Raw genomic sequence first — 22,575 nt, forward strand, 5'->3', positions numbered from 1 at the left:
ACGCGCCGCTCACCTCGTCCGCGCCATCGGCGCGATAGCGCGCAGAAAGTCCTCCGGCTTCTCCTGATGCGGCAGGTGACCTGCGGCTTCGATGCGAATCCAGCGTGAGGCGCGCTGGATCGCGGTCCGCGCAATTCCATTGCTCATCGGCAGAATGCGGTCTTCTGCGCCCCAGATCACCGTTGTCGGCACTGCGCTGGCCGGGATGCGCCTGATCAGCGCGCGCCCTTGAAACGCCAAAAAGATCGGCAGGTTCATCTGCACCGACAGCGACGCCAAGCGCTGTGCTTCGTCCCACACCCGCTCGTTGACGCGTTGGAACAGAAAATCGCGATCCGTTTGCGGCAGATCGTCCAAGTTGGCATAGTAGGGGCGTAGGGAGTCATAAGCGGCCTGTGGCGATCGCCGCAGCGCCTCGAAGTAGCGTCGGTCGTTTGCCGCCAGGCGCAGGAGTTGGACGAGATTGCGCGGAGCCGCGGCCGGTCGCTCGACGATGTGAATCGTGCCGCCGATCAACACCAGCCCGGAGGCGCGCGCCGGCTGCGTGAGGGCGATCGTTTCGGCAATCATCGCGCCGAGCGAGCTGCCGATCAACGTGGCATAGCCGATTTTCAGCGCATCCATCAATCCCAGCACGACGCGAGTGTAGAACGGCACGCTGTAGCGGCGGCGCGCTTTGTCGCTGCGCCCGAATCCCGGCAGGTCGAGCGCGATGACGTGATGCGTCTGCGCCAGGCGCTCGAAGACGTGTCGCCAGGTGTCGGCCTCGTCCTGCAGGCCGTGAATCAGGACGATCGCCGGCGCATGAGGCGCGCCGGCCTCGAAGTACTGCACAGCGCCATCAGGCCATTGGAGCCGGAGCGTGCGCGCGTGTGGCGCAAGTTGCGGCGCCGGCTGCATCGGACCAGGATACGGATGACTCATGGCTCGGTGGTCGTTTCGAGGGTGAATCGCTGCCTCGCGCACGGCTTCCTCACGCATGGCGCGGCTGACCTATAATCGAACCGCACGTTGGGTTGTGATGACAGGTATTGTAACGAACGCCGTTCCAGCTTCGCCCCCTCCCGCGCTCAGCCGCATCCGCAACTTCTGCATCATTGCACATGTGGATCATGGCAAGAGCACGCTGGCCGATCGTCTGTTGGAATTTACCGGCACGATCAGCAAGCGCGAGATGCAGGAGCAAGTGCTCGATTCGATGGACATCGAGCGCGAGAAGGGGGTGACGATCAAGGCGTCGGCCGTGCGCATGACGTACCGGGCGGATGACGGACACACCTACGAGATCAATCTGATTGACACGCCGGGCCACGTGGACTTCACCTACGAGGTCAGCCGTGCCCTCAACGCTTGTGAGGGCGCGTTGCTCGTCGTGGATGCCTCGCAGGGCATCGAGGCGCAAACCCTGGCTAACCTCTATCTGGCTCTGGAAGCCAACTTGCACGTCATTCCCGTCATCAACAAGATTGACCTGCCGCACGCCCGGCCGGATGAGGTGGCGCAGGAAGTGGGCAACTTGTTGGGCGATGACCCGGCGCACATTTTGCGCATTTCTGCAAAGGAAGGCATCGGCATCAAAGCGGTGTTGGAGCGCGTGGTGCGCGAGGTGCCGCCGCCGTCGGGCGACCCCGATGCGCCTTTGCAAGCGCTGATCTTCGACTCGCACTACGATCCGTATAAGGGCGTGATTGCCTACGTGCGTATCGTCAACGGTCGGGTGAACATGAAAACCAAGCTGCGCATGGCTGCCACGGGCGCGGCCTGCGAAGCGATTGAGATTGGCACGTTCTCCCCGCGCATGACCGTGGTCGGCGAATTGAGCGCCGGCGAGGTGGGTTACATCGCCACCGGCTTCAAGAGCGTGCGCGAGTGTCGCGTGGGGGACACGATGTTGGATGCAGCGCGGCCGGCGGAGCCGCTGCAAGGCTACAAACCGGCCAAGCCCATGGTGTTTGCCGGTATCTTCCCCACCTATACCGACGATTACCCGCTGCTGCGCGATGCGTTAGAGAAGCTTCAACTGAATGACGCCTCGCTGACCTTCGAACCGGAGAACAGCGCCGCGCTCGGCTTCGGCTTTCGGGTCGGCTTCCTCGGCCTGTTCCACATGGAGATCATTCAGGAGCGGCTGGAACGCGAATACAACCTGGATGTGGTGGTGACGGCGCCGAGCGTGGAGTATGAGGCCGTGCTCACCAACGGCGAGGTGATCAAGGTGGATCGCCCGGCCGACATGCCCGATCCATCTCGGCTGGCCGAGATGCGCGAGCCGTGGATGAAGATTGAAATCTTCACGCCGAAGGAATATATCGGCCCGATCATGGAACTGGTGACCAAGCGCCGTGGGGTGAGTGAGGCGATGGAATATCTCGATGCTAACCGCGTGATGTTGAAATACCGCATGCCGCTGGCCGAGATGATCGTGGACTTCTACGACAAGCTCAAGAGCATCACCCGCGGCTATGCCTCGCTCGACTATCACTTTGACGGCTATCGCAGCGGCGATCTGGTCAAGATGGACATTCTCATCAACGGCGAGCCGCTCGACAGCATGGCCATGATCGTCCATCGCGACCAGGCGCAGCAGCGCGGCAGCGCGCTGACTAAGAAGATCAAAGAAGTCATCCCCCGCCAGATGTTTGAGGTGCCGATCCAGGCGGCCATTGGCGCGAAGATCATCGCGCGCGAGACCAAGCCAGCGTTGCGCAAAGACGTGTTGGCCAAGTGCTACGGCGGCGACATCACGCGCAAGCGTAAGCTGCTCGAAAAGCAGAAGGAAGGCAAGAAGCGCATGAAGATGTTTGGCTCGGTCGAGATTCCGCAAGAAGCCTTTATGGCCATGCTCAAGCTGGAAGAGTGAACTGCTTCCATGGACCTCGCTGAACTGCGCGCCAAGCTGGACCGGCTGAACGAGCAGATCGTCGGCCGCTTCAAAGACCGCTCGTGGTTTGTCTTGAACGAGGCGGTCTACATGCCCGGCGCGATCCCCATCGAAGGTCGGCCGGGCATCTCGCTGATGGAATGGTCGCTGGAAGGGTTGGAGCGATACCATGCCTCGCTGGGCCGCTTCGATGTGCCCGACCAACATCCGTTGGTGCCTGAGGTCGTGGCCCCATCGCCGGTGCGCCGCAAGCTCAACCTGCCGCGCCTGCCGACGATCGCCTCTCCGCCGCGCGACCAACTCATCCGCTTCTACGTCTCTATCTTGCCTCGCCTGTGCCGGCCCGGCGACGATCCGCACTACTACGGCGAAACGGCATATGCCGATGCCGATCTGTTGGCGCGCATCAACGAACGCATCTACCTCGGCGCGTTTGTCGCCTATTCCAAGCTGGAATGCAATTCGTCGGTGCTACAACTGACCGATCGGCCCGATGTGCTGCGCGCGGCCCTGCGGGATCCGCAGCGCGAGAGCGACGTGATTGCGCAGGCGCGCGACGCTGCACAGCGCTACGCGCTGCGCGCCGACCTGATGACCGAGGTCTTCCGCTGGATGATCGAGCAGACGCTCGATCTGGAGGTGCGCTTTCTTCAACAGGTGGCTGCGCTGCGCGACCACCCCCAAGTATCATGATTGAGATCATCCCTGGCGTCTACCAACTCAAAAGCCGATTCGTCAATCTGTACCTCATCGCTGAACCGGAGGAGTTGACGCTGGTGGATGCCGGCGTTGCCGGCAGCGGCGCCAATCTCGTGTTGCGCACGATTGCGCAGTTGAACAGACGGCCGGAGGAACTGCGCCGCATTCTCATCACCCACGCCGATCCGGACCATTACGGCGACGCTAATGCGCTGCGTCAGGCGACCGGCGCGCGCGTCTGCGCCAGCGCCGGCGAGGCTGCGGCGATGGCGCGAGGCACCATGTCGCGCGAGATACGAGGCAGTGTCCTGGTTCGTGGAACGTTCAGCGTGTTAAGCCGCTTAATCATGCCGACGGCCCCGACGCCCGTAGATGAGATCCTCGTTCCGGGGCAGAAGCTGCCTGTGCTGGGCGGGCTAATAGTCATTGCCTCACCCGGGCACACGCCGGATCATCTTTCGTTCTATGCCCCGGCTTTCAAGTTGTTGTTCGCCGGCGACTCACTGGATGCGCTGAGCGGCAAGCCGCGCTTTGTGGACAGGCCGGTAAATTGGGACTACGCCCGCGGCCTGCAGAGCGTGCGGGAGCAAGTCGCGCTGTGCTTGGAGATCGTCGCCGTCGGTCATGGTCCGGTGACTCGCGGCAAGGCTGCCCTCGACGCATTGGGCACCGCGCAAGCGTCCTAAGTTCGCGCCGAGTGCGGAATCAGTTCTGCGTTGCGGCTTGATAAGCCCTTTCCCAGCCCTCGTCGGCGCCATCGCGCATCAAAGCCACGTTTAACGTCTCTGCCAGCGACCTGGCTTGGGGAATGATGCGCGCTCCTACGGCTACAGGCACGGCGCGCAGCCCGGCTCGCCGTAGCAATGCAGCGCGCTGTTGCGCTCGACTCACGTCGTTTGCGTCTACCACCGACGATACTTCGACCGCCAGCCACACTTCATCGGCGCCAAGTGCCAGACGCGGCCGGCCGTGCACCAGGATATCGGTCAGGGACAACTCGACGAGTTCGTCGTCGGTAAGTTTGCTCTCCAGTTGCTCCTCCAACTCGATGAAGGGAACGACGCGGGCGCGGCGCAGCCAGCGGCCGAAGTAAGCATGTGCTTTGTCGCGGAATTTGATCTCGAGCGTGTCGCCGCGCACCTCAGCCATCTGATTGACCAGGCGACGCACGGTTTCTTCGGTGCGGCGTTGGGCTTCGGCCAGTTCTTCGAGGCGCTGCTCGGTGCGGCGTTGGGCTTCGGCCAGTTCTTCGAGGCGCTGCTCGGTTCGGCGTTGGGCTTCGGCCAAGCTGCGCACGATATCCGGCAGCGAGAGCAACTCCTCGGTTAGCACAAGGCGGCGTACCTCGCTGAGCCATTCCGGCCGGGTAGCCAGTAGGCGCGTTAAATCCTGCAGATCGTTGATGGTAAACGCCATCTGCACAAATTATAGGTCGGCGGAGGGTTGATCCGTGGTCGAATCTGGGGCTTGTTCCACCGTCTGTTCTTGGCCCTCGGCATGCTGTGCGGCGCGTTCGCGGTCACACCGGATCATCAAGCTGTGGATGCCATATGTGGCTGCACCTCCGACGATGTAAGTCAGCAGCAGGGCAAGCCAGATCGCGGGTAATGTGCCCTGGGCAGCGCTTGGGGCTGTAGCTGCAGCCTCCTGAGCAGCCGGCGTTGCCCCGGCTGTAGGTGTGGGGGGTGTCGCCTCCGCCACTGCTGTAGCTTCACTCACAGTGCCTGTAGCCGGAGCGATCGCACCGGGCGTTGTGATGATCGTGGTTGCGCTCGCCTCTGTCGCCGTTGACGGCGCTACGGCGACGATGTCGGCTGTCCCCGTAGCGGTCAGCGTCGTCGTGGCCGGGCTGACGGTTGTCGCGGTGATTACCGCGCCGGCCTCTGTGGTGGATGTCACGATGCTGGAAGAGACGAACGGTGTGGGCGCCGGCGTCATCGCCTCAGCGGTCGGGGATGGCTCGGCTACCGGCGTGCCGGGGACCGTTACGATCGCCGCCTCTGGTGTGGTCGGGGGCGTCGGTGTAGCCGTTGCCAATCCAGGGGGGGGCACGATCGTCGGCGTTGCCGCGAACCGATCCGCTCCTGTTTCGCGGGCGATTCGGTCGAGTTGTTCGAGCTGCTCTTTGGCCGTCTCGGCCTCTGCGCCAGAGGACTGAGCAAGCTGTGTCAACCAATCCCGCATATCCGATAACACCTTCTGCGCCAGGGGATTGCTCGGGTCACGCTCGAAAGCCGCCTTGAGCGCAGCGAGGATCTTCTCAGCGATTGCCGGATCGAGGTTGAACAGAGGCGGATATAGGTTGAGCAAAACCTGTGCCCATTCCGCGTGAAGTTGTGCTGAGGTCGGGGCGTTCTCTTGCGCGCGCCGGTAAGCCTCTTCGATCAGCGGGATGAAGTTCTCCCCGATCTCCGGGCGATATTTGCCGAAGATCGCACTGAGATAGGCTTGAGCCAATTCGCGCCAGGCTGCGGCGCTCTTTGGCATTGCTTCCGTTCGCCGGCGAGCCTCCAGAATGCGCTCCCAGACGATTGGCGCCAATACTGTCACGTAGAAGTTGTCCTGTTCGTCAGGCTCGATGTCCTTGAACGTCCATCGCACTTCATCTCCGACGAAAGTCCCACCCGGCGTAGATTGCCCAAGCACGACGTTCTCCGCGTTGGCTTCATAGGGGAGTTTTAACACCAACGACGCCAGGCCGATCGGGCCATACCAGCCAGCGCCGGTTTCCAAGATGTACTTGAACCGACCGTAGGGTGGATAGCCTGTGGACCGCAGTGTGTATTGGACGCTAATTGCAACTTCCCCGTCGGCTGGGAAAGTCACATCGAACGCCGCCCAACGAATCGGCGGCTCCGACTCGCCCCTCGGGTTCGGGGTAGTGATGACCCGAGTCGGCGCACGTTTGCCATTGACCGTGACGGTCACCTGCTCGATCTCCGGATGGCCCCCCAAGCCGTCTCCCTGGCCGCTGGGATCGCTCAACGGGAAGCGCACGGTCATTTTTTCGGGGGCGTTGCCGGTGTTGCGCATGGTGAACATGGCGACGACGTTGGCAACCGGCAACCCGGTGTTGCGCGTGCCTTTGACGCGCAACACTTCGATGGTGACGCGCTCCGCGGCCATTTGTACCCGCGTTGTTCCTTCGGGTTGGATATTGCTGCCCGGCGCCTGTTCCGGTGGCGCGATGTCGGCGCGGATGAGCGCCGCCGGCGCGATCAGGCTCGTTAATGCAGCAAGGATCACGATGCAATGGCGAACCAAGGTGCGTTCCATGTCGAATGGCTCCAACATCAAGCTTATTCCATCAGCCGAGAAAAGGGAAGTCGGGGGGGGGACGAGGCCTCATCCCAGTGCTTATTGGCGCGTGCGAAGGATGACGCCGCTGGCGTGCCGGACTTCGCCGATTTCCTTCGTCGAGGCGTCGGTCAGGTTCTGCGCCACGGCGTTTCGGAACTGCTCAGGCACTTGCAGGGAGCGCAGGCCGAACTCTTCTTGCGCGATGTGGATGAGCAAGCCGGCGGGCGAGGCCCCGGGGGCGATGTTGTAGATGCGGTTTTTGAACTCCGCGGAGATCGCTTTGGCCGTCGCTTCGTCAATCTCGAAACCGCAAATCTCTTTAAGGAAGTAATGGATGATATTCCATCCGCTGAGTGGGCCGAGCAGGATCTCCGACTCGGTCACGCCGAACTGGTCGAGCGGGTGCGCTTCGTATGTCTGGCTGCTGTTGAGCATTCCCTTTTGGTGGACGCCGGCGGCGTGTGTGCGATTGGTCAAGCTCACCGGCTCCTTTGAGGGCACGAGCTTGCGCAGCTTGTCGGCCATCATGACATTGATCGGATACGAGCCGCGCAAGTGATAGCCTTCTAGCCGATCGTATTCGCGGTCAATGAAGAGGTTGAACAGCAGGGCGGTCATACTGGTAATGCCGCTGCGCTCGCCGATCCCCAGCAGCGTGGTCTGAATGTATTGCATTCCGGCTCGCACGGCTTCGAGCGCGTTGATCAGCGCGAATCCGCGATCGTCGTGAAAGTGGCCTTCCAGGGCGACCTTGGGGTAGCGCGCGCGCAGCGCTTGCACGCGTTGCGCGACGGTGGTCGGCGTCGCGACGCCGACTGTGTCCGGCGTGCCCAGGCGATCCACGCACTCGACCACCTGGTCATAGACGCGGAACAAGTCGGCCTCGCGCGTGCGAAAGGCGTCCTCGCCACTGAAGCGCAGCACCAGGTGCGGGTGATGGCGCCGCACGTCTTCGATGAGCGTGCGCGCGCGTCGGGCGACCTCCTCCAAGCCGTGGCCGTGGTTGAAGTTGCGCGAGGCGTCCGAGGTGCCGATGTACATGTTGAGTCCGTCGGCGCCGGCGCGGATGGCGGCCTCCACATCGGCCGGATGGCAGCGCACATGCGCTAGCAGGAAGGTGTAGCCCTTCTGCGTGATCAGTTCATCGCGCACGGCTTTGATCGCCTGCCAATCCTCGGCTTCTTGCGGGCTGACGTTTGGCGCGAACAATTCGATGAACTTCACGCCGTAGAGGATCAAGCTGCGCGTGATCTCCTGCTTATCGGTGGTGCTGAAGAAATATTTGTAGTGGTCGTGTAGCAGCGATGACTGTTGTCCCTCGCGCAGCGTCGTGTCTATGATTTCGAGCGCGCGTGGTCGGTAGTGATGAAACGAAAAATCTGCGGCCATGGTTTCGGTGTGAAGTTGTGTGCGTCATGACTTGGCGGCGACGAAAGATCGCAGCGCAGCAATCAGTACTCTAACCGCCTTCTCGAACTCGTCAATAGCTATATGCTCGTGCGGCGTGTGATCGAGCGATGAATCGCCCGGGCCATAGGCGATGATCGGGCAGTTCCAAACCGGCCCAACCACGTTGAAGTCGGCCGTGCCTGTTTTGAGCTTGAAAGCCGGTCGCATCTTTTCTGCGCGAATGGCATCTACAAACGCGCGCGCCAGAGGCGTATCTTTGGGGGCGCGCCAGGCCGGCTCGGCCCCGCTGAAGCTCAACGCGAAGCGATGCCCATCGGGTCTGCTTGCTTGCCAGGCTTCGATCTCGCGCTGCAGCGCATCCGGCCCAAACGCGATCGGCAATCGCATGCCGATGACCATGTCGCACCATTCGCGCAGCCCGTCGTCGCCGGACTGGATCCGGCGCAGCGATGGCAATAACTGGTCGAAGGCTTTGGGCTTGTCTGCGTTCCATGCGTCGGCCAGCGCCTTGACGTGGTTCCACAGCATGACGGCCGATTCGCTGACGCTCGGTTCGGGGATTGCCGTATGTTGCGACGGGCGCTCGACATGCGCCTGAATGAGCAGGCGCCCTTTGTAGCCCAGCGTAATGCCGTCGGCGCCGCTTGGCTCGCCGATGATGCACATCTCCGGCCGGTACTGTGTCGCGACGAAACGCGCCCCCTTAGAGGTTGCCGCTTCTTCTTCCACCGCGCCGGCGACGATGATCTGCCATTCCGGCGCAATCGCCGGGGCCAGCGCCTCGGCCGCGAGGATGAAAGCGCATAGCGGCCCCTTGGCATCCACCGTGCCTCGCCCGTAGAGTTTGCCGTCTTCGTAGCGCACCGGCACGTGGCCGCCCACCGTGTCTATGTGACCCAGCAGCACGATTTGGCGTGCGCCATGGCCGACCACGCCGATGGCATTGCCGGCCTCGTCAATGAAGGCGCGGTCGAAGCGACGTCGGCGCATCTCCCTGCACAGAAAATCCGCCGCGGCGCGCTCCTGCCCGCTGAGCGAGGGGATGCGCACGCATTGTTCGAGCAGCGCGATCATGCGTAATGGCGAATCGTCAACCACGCCTTGCCCCCCTGTCCAGCTTCTCCAGCCATGCGTCCAGGTCGCTCAGCGGCGTCTCTCGCTCGACCTCGTTGAAGATTTCATGGTAGAAGCCGGCATATTCGTGAAGTTCGCCGGTGTTGGCCGGCAACCGCGCGAAGAACTCGTGCGCGCCGCGCTTATCCACGTAGGTATCCTCGCCGGCCACCAGCAGCAACACCGGGATGCCCAGCGTATGGGCTTGGGCGCGCGCTTCTTCGCCGGCGTCCACGATGAATCGGGCAGTGCGAAAGGTCAGCCGGTTGTGTCGGAGCGCATCGCTCGCTTTCCATGCTTCCCAGGCCTGGTTGTGCGTCGCAGGCTGCGAAAGCCCGCTGGGCATTGGCGCAGCCGGGATGATGTCGCTGACGATGCGCCCGATGGCGATGACACAGTCCGAAGCGTGGATGCGCAGCGCCGGCGACGATAACACCAGCGCGCGCAGCGTCTCTTGCTGCCGGATGGCATACAGCGCAGCGATTGTGCCACCCATGCTGTGCCCCAGCAAGATCGGCTTGCATCCGGTTGCCATCGTCGCCAGTTCGACGACGAGTCTGAGGTCGTCTATGAAATGATTCGGATGCTGGATGTATCCGCGCGGGCCGGCAGAGCGGCCATGCCCGTAGTGGTCGGGCGCCCAGACCTGATATCCGCGTCGCGTGAAGCGCTCGGCGACGTGGTGATAACGCCCGCTGTGCTCGAAGACGCCATGCGCAAGCACCGCCGAGCCGCGCGTTTCGCCTTCCGGCTGCCAATGGCGGATGAACATCGTCTCTCCTATCGAGGAGGGGCGTTCTATTTCCTCGTGGGCCGGGATGGCGTCGGTCAGTGGAAATGTGTTCATACTACGCAGCGAGGACTTTGGCGGTCTTCTCCACGACGAAGTCAATCTGTTCGTAGGTAATGACAGCCGGGGGCAGAAAGCGCAGCACATTGAGGCCGGCTGGCAGCGCCAGCACCCCTTCGGCTTGCAGCGCGCGCAAGTAGGGCGCGACTTTCGTCTTCAACTCGACACCGATCAACAATCCGGCGCCGCGCACTTCGCGGATGACCGGGGCGTTCACTTCTTCCAATCGCTCTTTGAAATAAGCCCCTTTCTCGGCGGCCTGGCGGGGCAGGTCGAGTCGCTTCATCTCATGGATCGAGGCGATGCCGGCTGCGCAGGCCAGCGGGTTGCCGCCGAAGGTGCTGCCGTGCACGCCGGGGGCCAAGTTCTTCACGGTGGGGCGGATCCCTACGCCGCCCATCGGCACGCCCCCGGCGATGGCTTTGCCCATCGGCATCAGGTCGGGAGCGATGCCGCTGTGTTCGACCGCAAACCACCGACCGGTGCGGGCAAAGCCGGTCTGCACTTCGTCCACGATCAGCAGCGCGCCGTGTTGTTCGGTGATCTCACGCGCGGCGCGCAGGTACTCGGGCGTGCCGGGATGGACGCCGCCTTCGCCCTGAACGGCTTCGATGAGGACGGCAGCGGTCTGATCGTTCACAGCCGCGGCCAGCGCCTCGATGTTGTTGTAGGGTACGTGGCTGAATCCGGGCACGAGCGGTTGAAATGGTTCGCGGTATTTCGGCTCGTAGGTAGCGCTCAGCGCGCCCAAGGTGCGCCCGTGGAAGGCGCGCACGGTTGCCACGATGTTTGGCCGCCCCGTGCTCAGGCGCGCAAACTTGATGGCCGCCTCGACGGCTTCGGCGCCGCTGTTGCACAGATAAACCCGCTCCAACCCAGCCGGCAGGATGGATATCAGCAGCGCCTCGAACTGCGCGCGCGTGTCGTTGTAGAAAATCTCAGGGCATGAGATCAGCTTCAGCGCTTGCTCGGCAATCGCGCGGGCTACAGCTTCGTTGGCGTGCCCCAAAGTGCTTACGCCTTGCCCGCCCACGCAGTCCACATAGGCGCGCCCCTCATCATCCCATACGGTCGCGTCCTTGCCGCGCACGAGGGTCAGGTCGCGCTTCGGATACACACCCGAGGTAAAGCGCTGCTCGATTTCCCGGATGGAGTGCGTCATAGCCAGGCATTGTACGACCGAATCGGTCTCCCCTGGATTCATCGGGGCACCGTGCGGCAGGGGCAAGACACAGCGCATGGCCTGCACCCATCCTCACTCCAGCACGCTCAACCGAATGTATCACCACTTCCGAGCCCACTGAGGGCGTCCTCGGAGCGGTGGGGTTTCGGCTGAGCAGGTTGTATAGTCGCAATCGAAAATTTTTCGCCCCCCTCTTGATTTTGAATCGAAACTGTGCATAATAGGCGCGTGATCCTGGAGGGATACGCGCGTGCGATACGATCACACCAACCTCGTCGTTCACCCACAGCCATTCGGCGATCCCGGGCTGATCACGCGCGTGACGCCCGCGCTGGCCGGCTGGGAGTTCATCACCTTCGAGGTGCGTCGTCTGACGCAGGGCGAAAGCTACACCCACACGACTGGAGAAAACGAGCTGGGGCTGGTCGTGCTCAGTGGGGTCATCAGCCTGGAAGCCGACGTCGGTCGCTGGTGCGACATCGGCCAACGCGCATCGGTCTTCGGGGGCTTGCCGTACGCGGTTTACCTGCCTCGTCGGATGACGTTCAGCGTTGCGGCGCAGAAGGATGCTGAAATCGCGCTGGCTTTCGCGCCGACCGATCAGGATCACCCGGCCCGGCTGATTCAGCCTGCGGACATCACGGTTGAAATCCGCGGCGGCGACAATGCCACGCGCCAGATCAACAACATCATCCCGCCGGGGTTCGACTGCCACCGGCTGGTGATGGTCGAGGTCTATACGCCGGGCGGCAATTGGAGCAGCTACCCGCCCCATAAACACGACGTTCACAAGACCGATGAGCAGGGCCGCATCGTCGAGGCTGACTTGGAGGAGGTGTACTTCTACAAGTTCGATCGTCCCGAAGGGTATGCCTATCAACGCATCTACACCGATCTTGAATCGCCGCTGCACCGCGCCGGCGCGCCGATTGACGCTGTGGTGACGGCGTGCCAAAATGACGTTGTGCTGGTGCCGGAGGGCTATCACCCGGTCGCCAGCCCGCCGGGGTACACAACGTACTACTTGAACGTGTTGGCCGGCAGCGCACAATCGCTGGCCAACAGCGAGGATCCGCGCTATGCGTGGGTGAAGGCCACGTATCGCAGCCGAGATCCGCGCGTGCCGCTGTATCGAATCGGGAGTGGTGAGTCAGAAGTCGGGAATTGTGATTGACGATGGAGAAGCCGACCGGCTACGACACCTTCCACATGGGGCGCTCGTCCATTGACCTGTATAGCGCCGACATCGGCGCGCCCTTCGTGGAGATCACGCGCTTTGCCGCGTTCGTCGGCGGCTCGCCCACCAACGTCAGCGTGGGCGCGCGCCGGCTGGGGCTGCGCAGCGTGCTACTCACTGCTGTCGGCGAAGACCTGGTGGGCGATTTCATCTTGAACTTCCTCAAGCGAGAAGGGGTGGAGACGCAGTTCATCCCGCGCAAACCCGGCCATCGCACCAGCGCCGTGCTGCTGGGCATCGAGCCGCCAGATCGCTTCCCGTTGGTCTATTACCGCGACAACTGCGCCGACATGGAACTGACGATAGATGATGTGCTGGCCGCGCCCATCGCGGCTGCAAAGGTCTTTCAATTCGCCGGCACCAACCTCTACAAGGACCCTTGCCGCAGCGCGACGCTCTTCGCCGCCGAGCTGGCGCGACGCAGCGGTGTGCGCGTGGTGCTCGACGTGGACTTCCGGCCCGACCAATGGCACGACCCGCGCGCGTTCGGCGTGGCGATCCGCTCGGCGTTGCACACGGTGGATATCGTGATCGCCACCGACGACGAGCTCAACGCCGCCATGCTCACCGATCCGGCGCAGATGTCGTTGATGCACTCGCAGGTGAGCGATGCGCGCGTGCGAGGCGATGTCGAATCGGCGATTCGCGCGATGATGGCGATGGGCGTGCAGGCGGTAGTGCGCAAACGCGGGCTACAGGGGTCGCGCGTATACCTGCGCGACGGCTCAACGATAGACGCCGACGCCTTCCCGGTCGAAGTAGTGAACATCCTCGGCGCCGGCGACGCATTCGCCGCCGGTTTCCTGTATGGCTACGTCCACGGCTGGGGCTGGCACAGGAGCGCCCGGCTGGCCAACGCCTGCGGCGCCATCTTGGTCACCAAGCATGGATGCGCCAACTTCATGCCGACGCTGGAGGAGGCCATGGCATTTGCGAATAGCAGGGGAGGGCTATAGGCGCTGGTTACCTTCGCGGGAGTCGAGAGGTCGGGGGGCGAAGGTCGGGAGTCGGGAGTGAGGAGGTTGATGATGAACTACGACGAATGGATGAAGTCTGTGCCACTCACGACAACTCTTCTTTAGGAGCGCCGCGATGAGTTCAATTCGTCTGACCACTGCCCAGGCCGTCATCAAGTTTCTGAAGGCCCAACATACCGAGCGCGACGGCCACACCCAGCCGTTATTTGCCGGCTGCTTCGGCATCTTTGGCCACGGCAACATCGCCGGCATTGCCCAGGCCCTGCAGCAAAACCGCGACTTTCGCTACTACCTGTGCCGTAACGAGCAGGCGATGGTGCATACCGCTGCTGCCTATGCGCGCATGAAGAACCGGCTGCAGACGCTCGTCTGCACCAGCTCGATCGGCCCCGGCGCGACGAACATGATCACCGGCGCGGCCGCCGCCACGATCAACCGGCTGCCGGTGCTGCTGCTGCCCGGCGATATCTTCGCCCGCCGCAATGTGGCGCCGGTGCTCCAGCAATTGGAGAGCGAACACTCTCAGGATGTCTCGGTCAACGACTGCTTTAAGCCGGTGAGCCGCTACTGGGATCGCATCAACCGACCCGATCAAATTCTCACGGCGCTGCCCGAAGCGATGCGCGTGCTCACCAGCCCGGCCGAGACCGGCGCAGTGACGCTGGCGCTGCCGCAAGATGTGCAGGCCGAGGCGTTTGACTATCCGGCACACTTCTTCCGCGAGCGCGTGTGGCACGTGCCCCGGCCGCGCCCTGACGTGGGCGCGCTCCGTCGCGCCGCCGAGGTCATTCGCCGCAGCAAGCAGCCGCTCATCATCGCCGGCGGCGGCGTGATCTACGCCGAAGCCACCGAAGCGCTTCGGCGGTTCGTAGACGCCACCGGCATCCCCGTTGCTGAGACGATGGCCGGCAAGGGCAGCTTGCGCTACGACCACCCGCTCAACTTGGGCGCCATCGGCGTGACCGGGACTTTTGCCGCCAACCGCATCGCCCGCGATGCCGACGTGGTGATCGGCATCGGCACACGCTACAGCGACTTCACCACGGCCAGCAAGACCGCCTTCCAGCATCCCAACGTCACCTTCGTCAACGTCAACATCGCGGAGTTTGACGCCCACAAGCACGCGGCCATCGCCGTCACGGGGGATGCGCGCGCGGCGCTGGAAGAGCTGCTGCCGGCGCTGGCCGGCTGGCGCGCACCGGCGGACTACGAGGCGCGCGCGCGCCAACTGCACGACGAATGGGACCGCGAGGTGCAGCGCATCTACGACATCCGCCACAGCCCACTGCCCAGCCAAGGCGAGATCATCGGCGCGGTCAATGCGCTGAGCGACCCGGACGGCGTGATCGTCAACGCCGCCGGCAGCATGCCGGGCGACCTGCACAAACTCTGGCGCGCGCATCACCCCAAGCACTATCACCTCGAATATGGCTATAGCACCATGGGCTACGAGATCGCGGGCGGGCTCGGCGTGAAGATGGCCGCGCCCGAACGCGAAGTGACCGTGTTGGTGGGCGATGGCAGTTACCTGATGATGGCACAGGAGATCGTCACTTCGGTGCAAGAGGGCTACAAACTCATCATCGTGCTGGTGGACAACCAGGGCTTCAAGAGCATCGGCGGGCTCAGCCGGTCGCTGGGCCAGGGCGGCTTCGGCACGCGCTACGTCTATCCGGTCAACGGCTACCTGCCGGGCGACGAGCTGAAGGACGATGTGGAAGAACTTCCGGTGGACCTGGCCGAGAACGCGCGTAGCCTGGGCGCCGCCGTGTTCAAGGCGCACACCTACGATGAGTTCGTGCAGGCTTACCAGGCGGCCAAGCATACCGAGGTCACTACCGTCGTCTACGTGCAAGTTGACCGCTACGAAAGCGTGCCGAGCTACGAGAGCTGGTGGGATGTACCGGTCGCGGAAGTCAGCGAAATGCCCGCGGTGCGAGAAGCACGCCGCGAATGGGAGAGGAAGCGCGCTGAGGAGCGGTTGTTCTAAACCGAATCCTACCGCGGGTGATCGAAAGTTCAACGACGAACGATTGACCATGATCCATGTCGGCAACGCCCCCTGTTCCTGGGGCACACTGGAGTTTGAAGGTGCACAGGTCGGTCGCATTGGCTACGCCCAGATGCTTGACGAAGTCGTTGAGACCGGCTATACCGGGGTCGAGCTAGGCGATTGGGGCTTCATGCCGACCGATCCGGCGACGCTGCGCGACGAACTCGAGCGGCGCGGGTTGACGATGACCGGGGCGTTCGTGCCGGTGCGCTTCGCCGACCGCGCTGCTCATGCGGAGGGCGCAGCGCGCGCGCTGCGCACGGCGCAATTGCTGGCGGCCGTCGCCAACCCGGAATATCCTCCCTTCCTCGTCCTGAGCGATGACAACGCCAGCGATCCGGTGCGGGCCCGCCATGCCGGCCGCGTCACGCCGGCGATGTCGTTGAGCGAAGCCCAATGGCGCATCTTCGCCGAAGGCGTGAACCAGGTCGCCCGCGCCGTGACCGAAGCGACCGGCCTGCGCGTCGTCTTCCATCACCACTGCGCCGGCTTCGTCGAGACGCCCGATGAGATCGCCCGCCTGCTGGCGCTGACCGATCCGCAGCGCGTCGGGCTGGTCTTCGACACCGGCCACTATGCCTGGGGCAGCGGACGCCCTACCGCCGATGAGGTGATGCGAGGGCTGGAGCGATTTGGGGCGCGCATAGCGTATGTCCATCTCAAAGATTGTGCGCCCGATACGGCCCGACGCGCCGCCGACGAGGGCTGGGACTATCACGCCGCCGTGCGCCGCGGGGTGTTCTGTGAATTAGGACGCGGATGTGTGCCGTTCGACCGCGTGGTTGCGTGGCTGAAGCAACACGGCTACCGGGGCTATGTGACCGTCGAACAAGATGTATTGCCGGGGATGGGCACGCCCAAAGAAAGCGCCCGGCGCAATCGCGCTTACCTGAGAGACTTAGGCATATAAAGGGCGAGGATGACCGTCCAAGGCGCCCACGAGTTGAGAACAGGAGGAGGCTATGACGCAAGCGACAAGTCCATCGGAAGCGGAACGCACGCCGGTTATCGAAGCGCGCGGCATTTGCAAGTACTTCGGCGCAGTGACGGCTCTGGAGGACGTGTACCTGAAGCTCTATCGCGGAGAGGTGCTGGGTGTGGTCGGCGATAACGGCGCCGGCAAATCCACGCTCATGAAGATCCTCGCCGGACTCTATCCACCCAGCGCAGGCCAGTTGTATGTGGATGGCCAAGCGGCGCACTTTGCCAGCCCGAAAGAGGCACGCGACCGAGGCATCGAGATGGTGTATCAAGACCTGGCGCTGGCCGGCAACCTGCGCATTGATGAAAACATCTTCCTCGGTCGTGAGCGCGTGCGCCGTTTCGGCCCATTCAAGCTGGTGGACAACGCCGAAAGCATGCGCCTGGCCAAGGAGCATCTGGAGAAGCTCAAGATTGAGGTGAAGAGCGTCCGGCAGCGCGTCGAAGAGCTATCCGGTGGCCAACGCCAGGCAGTCGCGATTGCGCGCGCCACCGCCTTCGATGCCAAGGTCGTCATCATGGACGAGCCAACGGCTGCACTGGCCATCAAAGAAGTGCGCAAAGTGCTCGACCTGATCAAAGATTTGAGGAACCATGGCATCGGCGTGATCCTCATCAGCCACCGCCTGGACGACATCTTCTACGTCTGCGACCGAGTGATGGCGCTGTTTCACGGGCGCAACTTTGCCGAAGCGCCGCTGGCCGAGACCAGCCGCAACGAGGTGATCGGCTGGATCATGGGCAACAAATCGCCGGTCGCGCAGGCGGCCAAGATTTTTGACCTGAATTGACATGGCCACGACGACATCCGACGCCCAACTCTCCACCCGCGAGCGCAGCCTGCGCGTGCGGCTGATCCCCTACATTGATCGCTTTGGCATCCTGTTCCTGGTGCTGCTGATGGTCTTGATCGGCGCAATCACACAGCCGGGCATCTTTCTCACCTGGCGCAACCTATCGAACCTGCCGGGGCAAAACGCCGCCAACGCCGTCCTGGCCATCGGCATGTTCGTAGTGATCTTAACCGCCGGCATTGACCTGTCGGTCGGCTCGGTGCTGGCGCTGGCGATGATGACGACGGCAGTGCTGGCGCGCGACGGCTTTCCGCCGGCGTTGCTCGTGCCGTTGCCGATCCTGATCGGCATGGGGGTAGGCTTGGTCAACGGCTTTGGGCTGACCAAGATGCGCCTGCCGCACCCCTTCATCGTCACGCTGGGCACGCTTAACATCGCGCGCGGCCTGGCCAACTTGGTGTCGGGCGGTGTGCCGGTGAGCGGTCTGCCGGAGGTCGTGCGCTTCTGGGGCGCCGGCAACATCGCGCTGGGCAACGTACAACTGCCGGTCAGCCTCATCATCGTCGCCGTGTTGTATGTCGGCTTCTTGGTCTTCCTACAATACACGCGCACCGGCCGGCACATCTACGCTATCGGTGGTAACCCGCAAGCAGCGCGGGTGAGCGGCATCAACGTGGATCGCACGCTCATGCTGGTCTACATCTTGTGCGGGGCGATGGCCGGCTTGGCCGGGCTGCTGGTCGCCGGCCGCACCAATTCTGGCTTCCCCAACGCCGGCATCGGCGCCGAGCTCGACGCTATCTCTGCTGTGATCATCGGCGGGGCGAGTTTCTTCGGCGGACGCGGCTCCGTGCTGGGTGTGTTGGCCGGCGTGCTCGTCATCGGCCTGATGCGCAACATCCTGAACCTAAACAACGTGCAGGTGTTCTGGCAGCAAGTGCTGATCGGCGTCGTCATCATCTTTGCTGTGTTCCTGGATGTGCTGCGCCGTCGCGCTGGCAGCGCGAGTGAGTAGCCCGTCAGGTCTATCGGGTCGCGAGGTTGTCAAGTCGGTGTTTACCGGAGCAGAGTGCTCCGGACACGTAAAACTAACCACATCCCAAGAAGGAGGAAGGACATGTATCGAAAAACGAAATTGCTCGTTGGATTGTCGGCCGCTGTGGCTATGGTGATGTCGGCGTGCGCTATGCCGGCACAACCCCCCGCCCAGCCCCCGGCTGCGCAAGCGCCGGCTGCGCCGGCTGCGCCAGAGGCAAAGGACGTGCGCATCCTGGTCTCGATGAAGGGGCCGGGCGGCGGCAATCCATTCTGGGCTGCGGTCGAGAAGGGCGCGGTCGAGAAGGGCAAGGAACTCGGCGTTGAGGTCATCGTCCTCGCCCCGCCTGCCGAGAGCGACGTTCAGGCCCAAATCGCCCAGGTGGAAGACCAGCTTGCCAAGGGCGTCAGCGCCATCGCCATCGCTCCCACCGACCCCGCTGCCCTTCGCCCCGTGCTCGAGAAGGCGCAGGCTCAAGGCGTCAAGGTGCTCTTCATTGACACCAAGGGCGATCTTCCCGGCGCGACCTTCATCGGCACCAACAACGAACTCGGCGCCAAGCTCGGCGTGGACTACCTCTGCAAGAACCTACCCAAGGGCAGCAAGGTCGCCATTCTCCAGGGCATCATCACCCAGTCCACCGGCAAAGCCCGCGCCGACGGTGCGAAGGCCGGCCTCACCGAGTGCGGCATGAACATCGTCGCCGAACTCTCCGCCGAGTGGGACCGCGCCAAAGCCACCTCGGTCATGGAGGACATCCTCACCAGAAACCCTGACCTCCAGGGCCTCTTTGCTTCCAACGACAACATGGCCCTTGGCGCCGTCGAGGCGCTTAAGAACGCCGGCGTCAACGACAAGGTTGTCGTCGTCGGCTTCGACGCCAACCCGGATGCTGCGGCGGCCATCCTCGCCGGCGAGATGGAAGCGACGGTCGCCCAGAACCCCTACAACATGGGCGCGCTTGGCGTCGAGAACGCCCTCAAGCTGGTCAAGGGCGAATCCATCCCGGAGAACATTGACACCGGCACCGAACTCGTCACCAAGGAGAACGCGGACCGGTACAAGTAGGGGCAATTCCCCATCGGGTAGTCGGTATCGCATGTCGCGTGATACTGCGCGCGATATGCGATACCCGACGCAGACGCCACAAACCACACCATGCCCGCTCCTTTGCGCATCGGTCTCATCGGCGCCGGACGCATCGGCCAGGTGCACGCTGAAACTATCACACGCCGTGTCAAAGATGCAACGCTGGTTGCCGTAGCCGATGTGAACGAATTTGCCGTGCGCGCCTGCGCAACTCAGAACGGCATCCCCCACGCAACGTGCGACCCGAGCGCGCTGATCAACGATCCGTCTATCCATGCCGTGCTGATCTGCTCATCCACCGATACACACGCGGTGTTGATCGAGGCGGCTGCGCAAGCCGGCAAGCACATCTTCTGCGAGAAGCCAATTGCGCTCGATCTAGCAGCAATTGACCGCGCGCTGTGCGCCGTCGAGAAAGCCGGCGTTAAGCTACAGATCGGTTTCAACCGGCGCTTCGATGCTAACTTTCAGCGCATTCGCCGCGCCGTGGAGAGCGGCGAGATCGGCGAACCCCACACGCTGCACATCGTCAGCCGCGATCCGGCGCCGCCGCCGATCGAATACGTGAAGGTCTCCGGTGGTTTATTCCTGGACATGGCCATCCACGATTTCGACATGGCGCGCTTCCTGATCGGCAGTGAGATCGAGGAGGTGTGTGCCCTGGGCGCGGTGCGCGTGGACCCTGCGATTGGCGCTGCCGGCGACGTGGACACGGCGGTGACGCTGCTGCGCTTCGCCAACGGCGCGCTGGGCACAATACACAACAGCCGGCGCGCTGTCTATGGCTACGACCAGCGCGCCGAGGTGTTCGGCAGCCGCGGCGCAGTCGTTGCCGATAACAATTATCCGAACAACGTCATCATCAGCGATGCATGCGCCGTGCGCCGCGACTTGCTGCTGAACTTCTTCATGCAGCGCTATATCGAGAGCTACCAGCGCGAGATCGAAGCCTTTGTGCAGGCGATCGTTAAGGACAAGCCGACCGCAGTGGACGGTTCAGATGGACGCATCGCCGTCGTCATCGGGCTGGCCGCCAAGCGTTCGCTGATTGAGGGGCGACCCGTGAAAGTCAAGGAGATTGCATGATCGGCGTTGCATTCATCGGCGTCGGCCGGATGGGGCTGACGCACCTGTGCAACTTGAGCGCCATACCGGACGTGCGCGTCGTGGTCGTGGCCGACGCCAGGCGCGAAGCCGCCGAACAAGGCAAGGCCATCGCCCGCGCCGAACGGGCCACCGATGACATCGAAAGTGCAATCACCGACCCAGCAGTAGATGCCGTGTTGATCGCCACGCCCACGGCAACCCATGCGCATTTGATCGAAGTGGCTGCCAACGCCGGCAAGGCCATCTGGTGCGAGAAACCGATCGCGCTCGATCTGGACGAGACCCAGCGCATCGTCGCGCTGGTGAACGCGAAATGTGTGCCGCTACAGATCGGATTCATGCGCCGGTTCGATCCAGGCTATCAAGCCGCCAAACGCAAGATCGAGGCCGGCGAGCTGGGACGCATCGAGACCTTTCGCGCGCTCGGCCGAGACACCTACCCGCCGCCGCTCAAGTTCTTACAGGGCAGCGGCGGTATCTTCCTCGACATGGCAGTGCACGACTTCGACCTGGCGCGCTACCTCGTCGGCGAGGTCGAGGAAGTGCACGCCTGGGGCGCGACGCTGATTGATGAGCGCTTTCAGGAGGCCGGCGACGCCGACACGGCGATCACGCTGCTGCGCTTCGCCAACGGCGCCCTGGGCGTGGTGGAGACCGCGCGCCGGTCGGCCTGGGGCTACGACATCCGCACCGAAGTCGCCGGATCGGACGGCAAGGTCGTAGTTGAAGCGGTGCAAAAGACGCCGATGACTTTTTCGCGCCGTTTTGGCTACGAGGGTGACCATTTCGAGAACTTCCCGGACCGCTTCGCGGCGGCCTACCGGCTGGAGATAGAAGCGTTCCTCGCGGCGCTGCGCGCCGGACTTCCGCCCAGCCCAGGCCCGGCAGACGCGCTGGAGACACAGCGCCTGGCGCTGGCGGCGACGCGCAGTTGGCGCGAAGGCCGGCCGGTACGTGTGGCGGAGGTTCAACCGACGCATTGACGCCCAACCCAACCCCATGTCCGAAGAGCGTCGCCGTGCAATCATCGAGCTGCTCGAAAGCGAGCGGCGCGTGCGCGTAGAGGACCTGGCGCGACGTTTCGACGTCAGCGCGGTTACCATCCGCAAAGACCTGACCGAGCTTGAGGCGCGCGGCCTGTTGCAGCGCACCCATGGCGGCGCAGTGCCGGCGCATAAAAGCCGCTTCAACCCCTCCTTCCTCGAAAAGCTCGAGCTGCACGCAGCGGAGAAACGCGCCATCGCTCATGCTGCGCTCGAATACATTCGCGAGGGCGACGCCCTGATCCTTGACGCCGGCAGCACCACGCTGGCGCTGGCCCGAGCGATGCTCGGGCGCTTCCGGCACCTGACGGTGATCACGAGTTCGGTGCCCATCGCGCTGGAGTTGGCGCAAGCCGGCTGGGACCTGATCCTGACCGGTGGGCACGTGCGTGGGCATAGCCTGGCGCTCATCGGACCAACGGCCGTGAGCGCCCTGACCGGCTTTCACGTGGACAAAGCCTTTCTGGGCGCCACGGGCGTCACGCTGTACGAGGGCTACAGCACTCCCAACCCACTGGATGCACAACTGAAGCAGGCCATGATGCGCGCCGCCGATGAAAGCTACGTGCTCACCGATTCATCCAAACTCGGGCGCGGGGTGTTGGCCAATTACGCCCGGCTGGAAGACATCAAGTTGCTGATTACCGATGCGCACGCGCCGGCGGACTTCATCGCCGGCCTGCAGCAGCGCGGCATTGCCTACAAGCTGGCGCAGCCCGCTACCGTTTCGAGCGATGAATCGGGACGCCGGGTTACTCAGCTCTAAGCTTCGCTCAAGGATTTGAAAATGCCGGTCTAGTACAATTTTTTTAGATCAGACAC

At 63.3% G+C, this 22,575-nt stretch carries 20 protein-coding genes; 13 read left to right on the top strand and 7 right to left on the bottom strand.

The window, feature by feature from the left end; genetic code table 11:
* Positions 1 to 9: 9 nt before the first annotated feature.
* Positions 10 to 924, bottom strand: a complete 915-nt coding sequence (locus tag GXH28_RS05440) for an alpha/beta fold hydrolase (protein ID WP_169238007.1) — start codon at positions 922 to 924, stop codon at positions 10 to 12.
* Between the two features lie 97 nt (positions 925 to 1,021).
* Between GXH28_RS05440 and lepA the strand changes: the two genes are divergently transcribed.
* Genes lepA through GXH28_RS05455 form a run of 3 tightly spaced genes read left to right on the top strand, consistent with a single transcriptional unit; the run spans position 1,022 to position 4,266 of the window.
* A complete protein-coding gene (lepA, locus tag GXH28_RS05445) occupies positions 1,022 to 2,860 on the top strand; it encodes a translation elongation factor 4 (RefSeq protein ID WP_169238008.1) in 1,839 nt (612 codons plus the stop codon).
* Positions 2,861 to 2,869: 9 nt separating this feature from the next.
* The gene (locus GXH28_RS05450) at positions 2,870 to 3,574 is read left to right on the top strand and encodes a chorismate mutase (protein ID WP_169238009.1); all 705 of its coding nucleotides are present in this window, start codon (positions 2,870 to 2,872) and stop codon (positions 3,572 to 3,574) included.
* A complete protein-coding gene (locus GXH28_RS05455) occupies positions 3,571 to 4,266 on the top strand; it encodes an MBL fold metallo-hydrolase (RefSeq protein WP_169238010.1) in 696 nt (231 codons plus the stop codon). Before GXH28_RS05450 ends, GXH28_RS05455 begins: the two co-directional genes overlap by 4 nt.
* A 19-nt stretch (positions 4,267 to 4,285) precedes the next feature.
* Here the strand turns inward: GXH28_RS05455 and GXH28_RS05460 are convergent, their stop codons facing one another.
* The 6 genes from GXH28_RS05460 to GXH28_RS05485 all read right to left on the bottom strand — a co-directional run bounded on the left by GXH28_RS05460 (position 4,286) and on the right by GXH28_RS05485 (position 11,415).
* Positions 4,286 to 4,996: a hypothetical protein gene (locus GXH28_RS05460; RefSeq protein WP_169238011.1), complete on the bottom strand. Its 711-nt coding sequence runs from the start codon at positions 4,994 to 4,996 to the stop codon at positions 4,286 to 4,288.
* 9 nt (positions 4,997 to 5,005) lie between these two features.
* Positions 5,006 to 6,874 (bottom strand): tetratricopeptide repeat protein, encoded by a 1,869-nt coding sequence (locus GXH28_RS05465; protein WP_169238012.1) that lies wholly within the window; start codon positions 6,872 to 6,874, stop codon positions 5,006 to 5,008.
* 63 nt (positions 6,875 to 6,937) lie between these two features.
* Entirely contained in the window at positions 6,938 to 8,269 is a 1,332-nt protein-coding gene (locus tag GXH28_RS05470) for a homocitrate synthase/isopropylmalate synthase family protein (protein WP_169238013.1), read from the bottom strand.
* Between the two features lie 24 nt (positions 8,270 to 8,293).
* The gene (locus GXH28_RS05475; protein WP_169238014.1) at positions 8,294 to 9,364 is read right to left on the bottom strand and encodes a [LysW]-lysine hydrolase; all 1,071 of its coding nucleotides are present in this window, start codon (positions 9,362 to 9,364) and stop codon (positions 8,294 to 8,296) included.
* Between the two features lie 16 nt (positions 9,365 to 9,380).
* The gene (locus tag GXH28_RS05480) at positions 9,381 to 10,250 is read right to left on the bottom strand and encodes an alpha/beta hydrolase (protein ID WP_169238015.1); all 870 of its coding nucleotides are present in this window, start codon (positions 10,248 to 10,250) and stop codon (positions 9,381 to 9,383) included.
* Between the two features lies 1 nt (position 10,251).
* Positions 10,252 to 11,415, bottom strand: a complete 1,164-nt coding sequence (locus GXH28_RS05485) for an aspartate aminotransferase family protein (protein WP_169238016.1) — start codon at positions 11,413 to 11,415, stop codon at positions 10,252 to 10,254.
* Between the two features lie 271 nt (positions 11,416 to 11,686).
* On the opposite strand from GXH28_RS05485, the gene iolB reads away from it, so the two are divergent.
* The 10 genes from iolB (at position 11,687) to GXH28_RS05535 (ending at position 22,519) form a co-directional block, all read left to right on the top strand.
* The gene (gene iolB, locus GXH28_RS05490; protein ID WP_169238017.1) at positions 11,687 to 12,610 is read left to right on the top strand and encodes a 5-deoxy-glucuronate isomerase; all 924 of its coding nucleotides are present in this window, start codon (positions 11,687 to 11,689) and stop codon (positions 12,608 to 12,610) included.
* A 2-nt stretch (positions 12,611 to 12,612) separates the two neighbouring features.
* On the top strand, positions 12,613 to 13,629 hold the full coding sequence (iolC, locus tag GXH28_RS05495) for a 5-dehydro-2-deoxygluconokinase (protein ID WP_240550205.1): 1,017 nt from the start codon (positions 12,613 to 12,615) through the stop codon (positions 13,627 to 13,629).
* Between the two features lie 136 nt (positions 13,630 to 13,765).
* Positions 13,766 to 15,640, top strand: coding sequence for a 3D-(3,5/4)-trihydroxycyclohexane-1,2-dione acylhydrolase (decyclizing) (gene iolD / locus GXH28_RS05500; RefSeq protein ID WP_169238018.1), 1,875 nt, complete (start codon positions 13,766 to 13,768; stop codon positions 15,638 to 15,640).
* A 49-nt stretch (positions 15,641 to 15,689) separates the two neighbouring features.
* A complete protein-coding gene (locus tag GXH28_RS05505; RefSeq protein ID WP_169238019.1) occupies positions 15,690 to 16,613 on the top strand; it encodes a TIM barrel protein in 924 nt (307 codons plus the stop codon).
* Between the two features lie 52 nt (positions 16,614 to 16,665).
* On the top strand, positions 16,666 to 17,475 hold the full coding sequence (locus GXH28_RS05510; RefSeq protein WP_169238020.1) for an ATP-binding cassette domain-containing protein: 810 nt from the start codon (positions 16,666 to 16,668) through the stop codon (positions 17,473 to 17,475).
* A 1-nt stretch (position 17,476) separates the two neighbouring features.
* Complete coding sequence (locus GXH28_RS05515) at positions 17,477 to 18,493, top strand: ABC transporter permease (RefSeq protein ID WP_169238021.1); 1,017 nt, start codon at positions 17,477 to 17,479, stop codon at positions 18,491 to 18,493.
* Between the two features lie 102 nt (positions 18,494 to 18,595).
* Positions 18,596 to 19,582, top strand: coding sequence for a sugar ABC transporter substrate-binding protein (locus GXH28_RS05520; RefSeq protein WP_240550206.1), 987 nt, complete (start codon positions 18,596 to 18,598; stop codon positions 19,580 to 19,582).
* 90 nt (positions 19,583 to 19,672) lie between these two features.
* A complete protein-coding gene (gene iolG / locus GXH28_RS05525; protein ID WP_169238022.1) occupies positions 19,673 to 20,689 on the top strand; it encodes an inositol 2-dehydrogenase in 1,017 nt (338 codons plus the stop codon).
* Positions 20,686 to 21,693: an inositol 2-dehydrogenase gene (iolG, locus tag GXH28_RS05530; RefSeq protein WP_169238023.1), complete on the top strand. Its 1,008-nt coding sequence runs from the start codon at positions 20,686 to 20,688 to the stop codon at positions 21,691 to 21,693. The genes iolG (GXH28_RS05525) and iolG (GXH28_RS05530) overlap by 4 nt, the downstream gene beginning before the upstream one ends.
* Positions 21,694 to 21,709: 16 nt before the next feature.
* Complete coding sequence (locus tag GXH28_RS05535) at positions 21,710 to 22,519, top strand: DeoR/GlpR family DNA-binding transcription regulator (RefSeq protein ID WP_169238024.1); 810 nt, start codon at positions 21,710 to 21,712, stop codon at positions 22,517 to 22,519.
* The last annotated feature ends 56 nt before the right edge of the window (positions 22,520 to 22,575 follow it).

This window comes from Candidatus Roseilinea sp. NK_OTU-006 (assembly GCF_012931985.1).
GTDB lineage: Bacteria > Chloroflexota > Anaerolineae > J036 > Brachytrichaceae > JAAFGM01.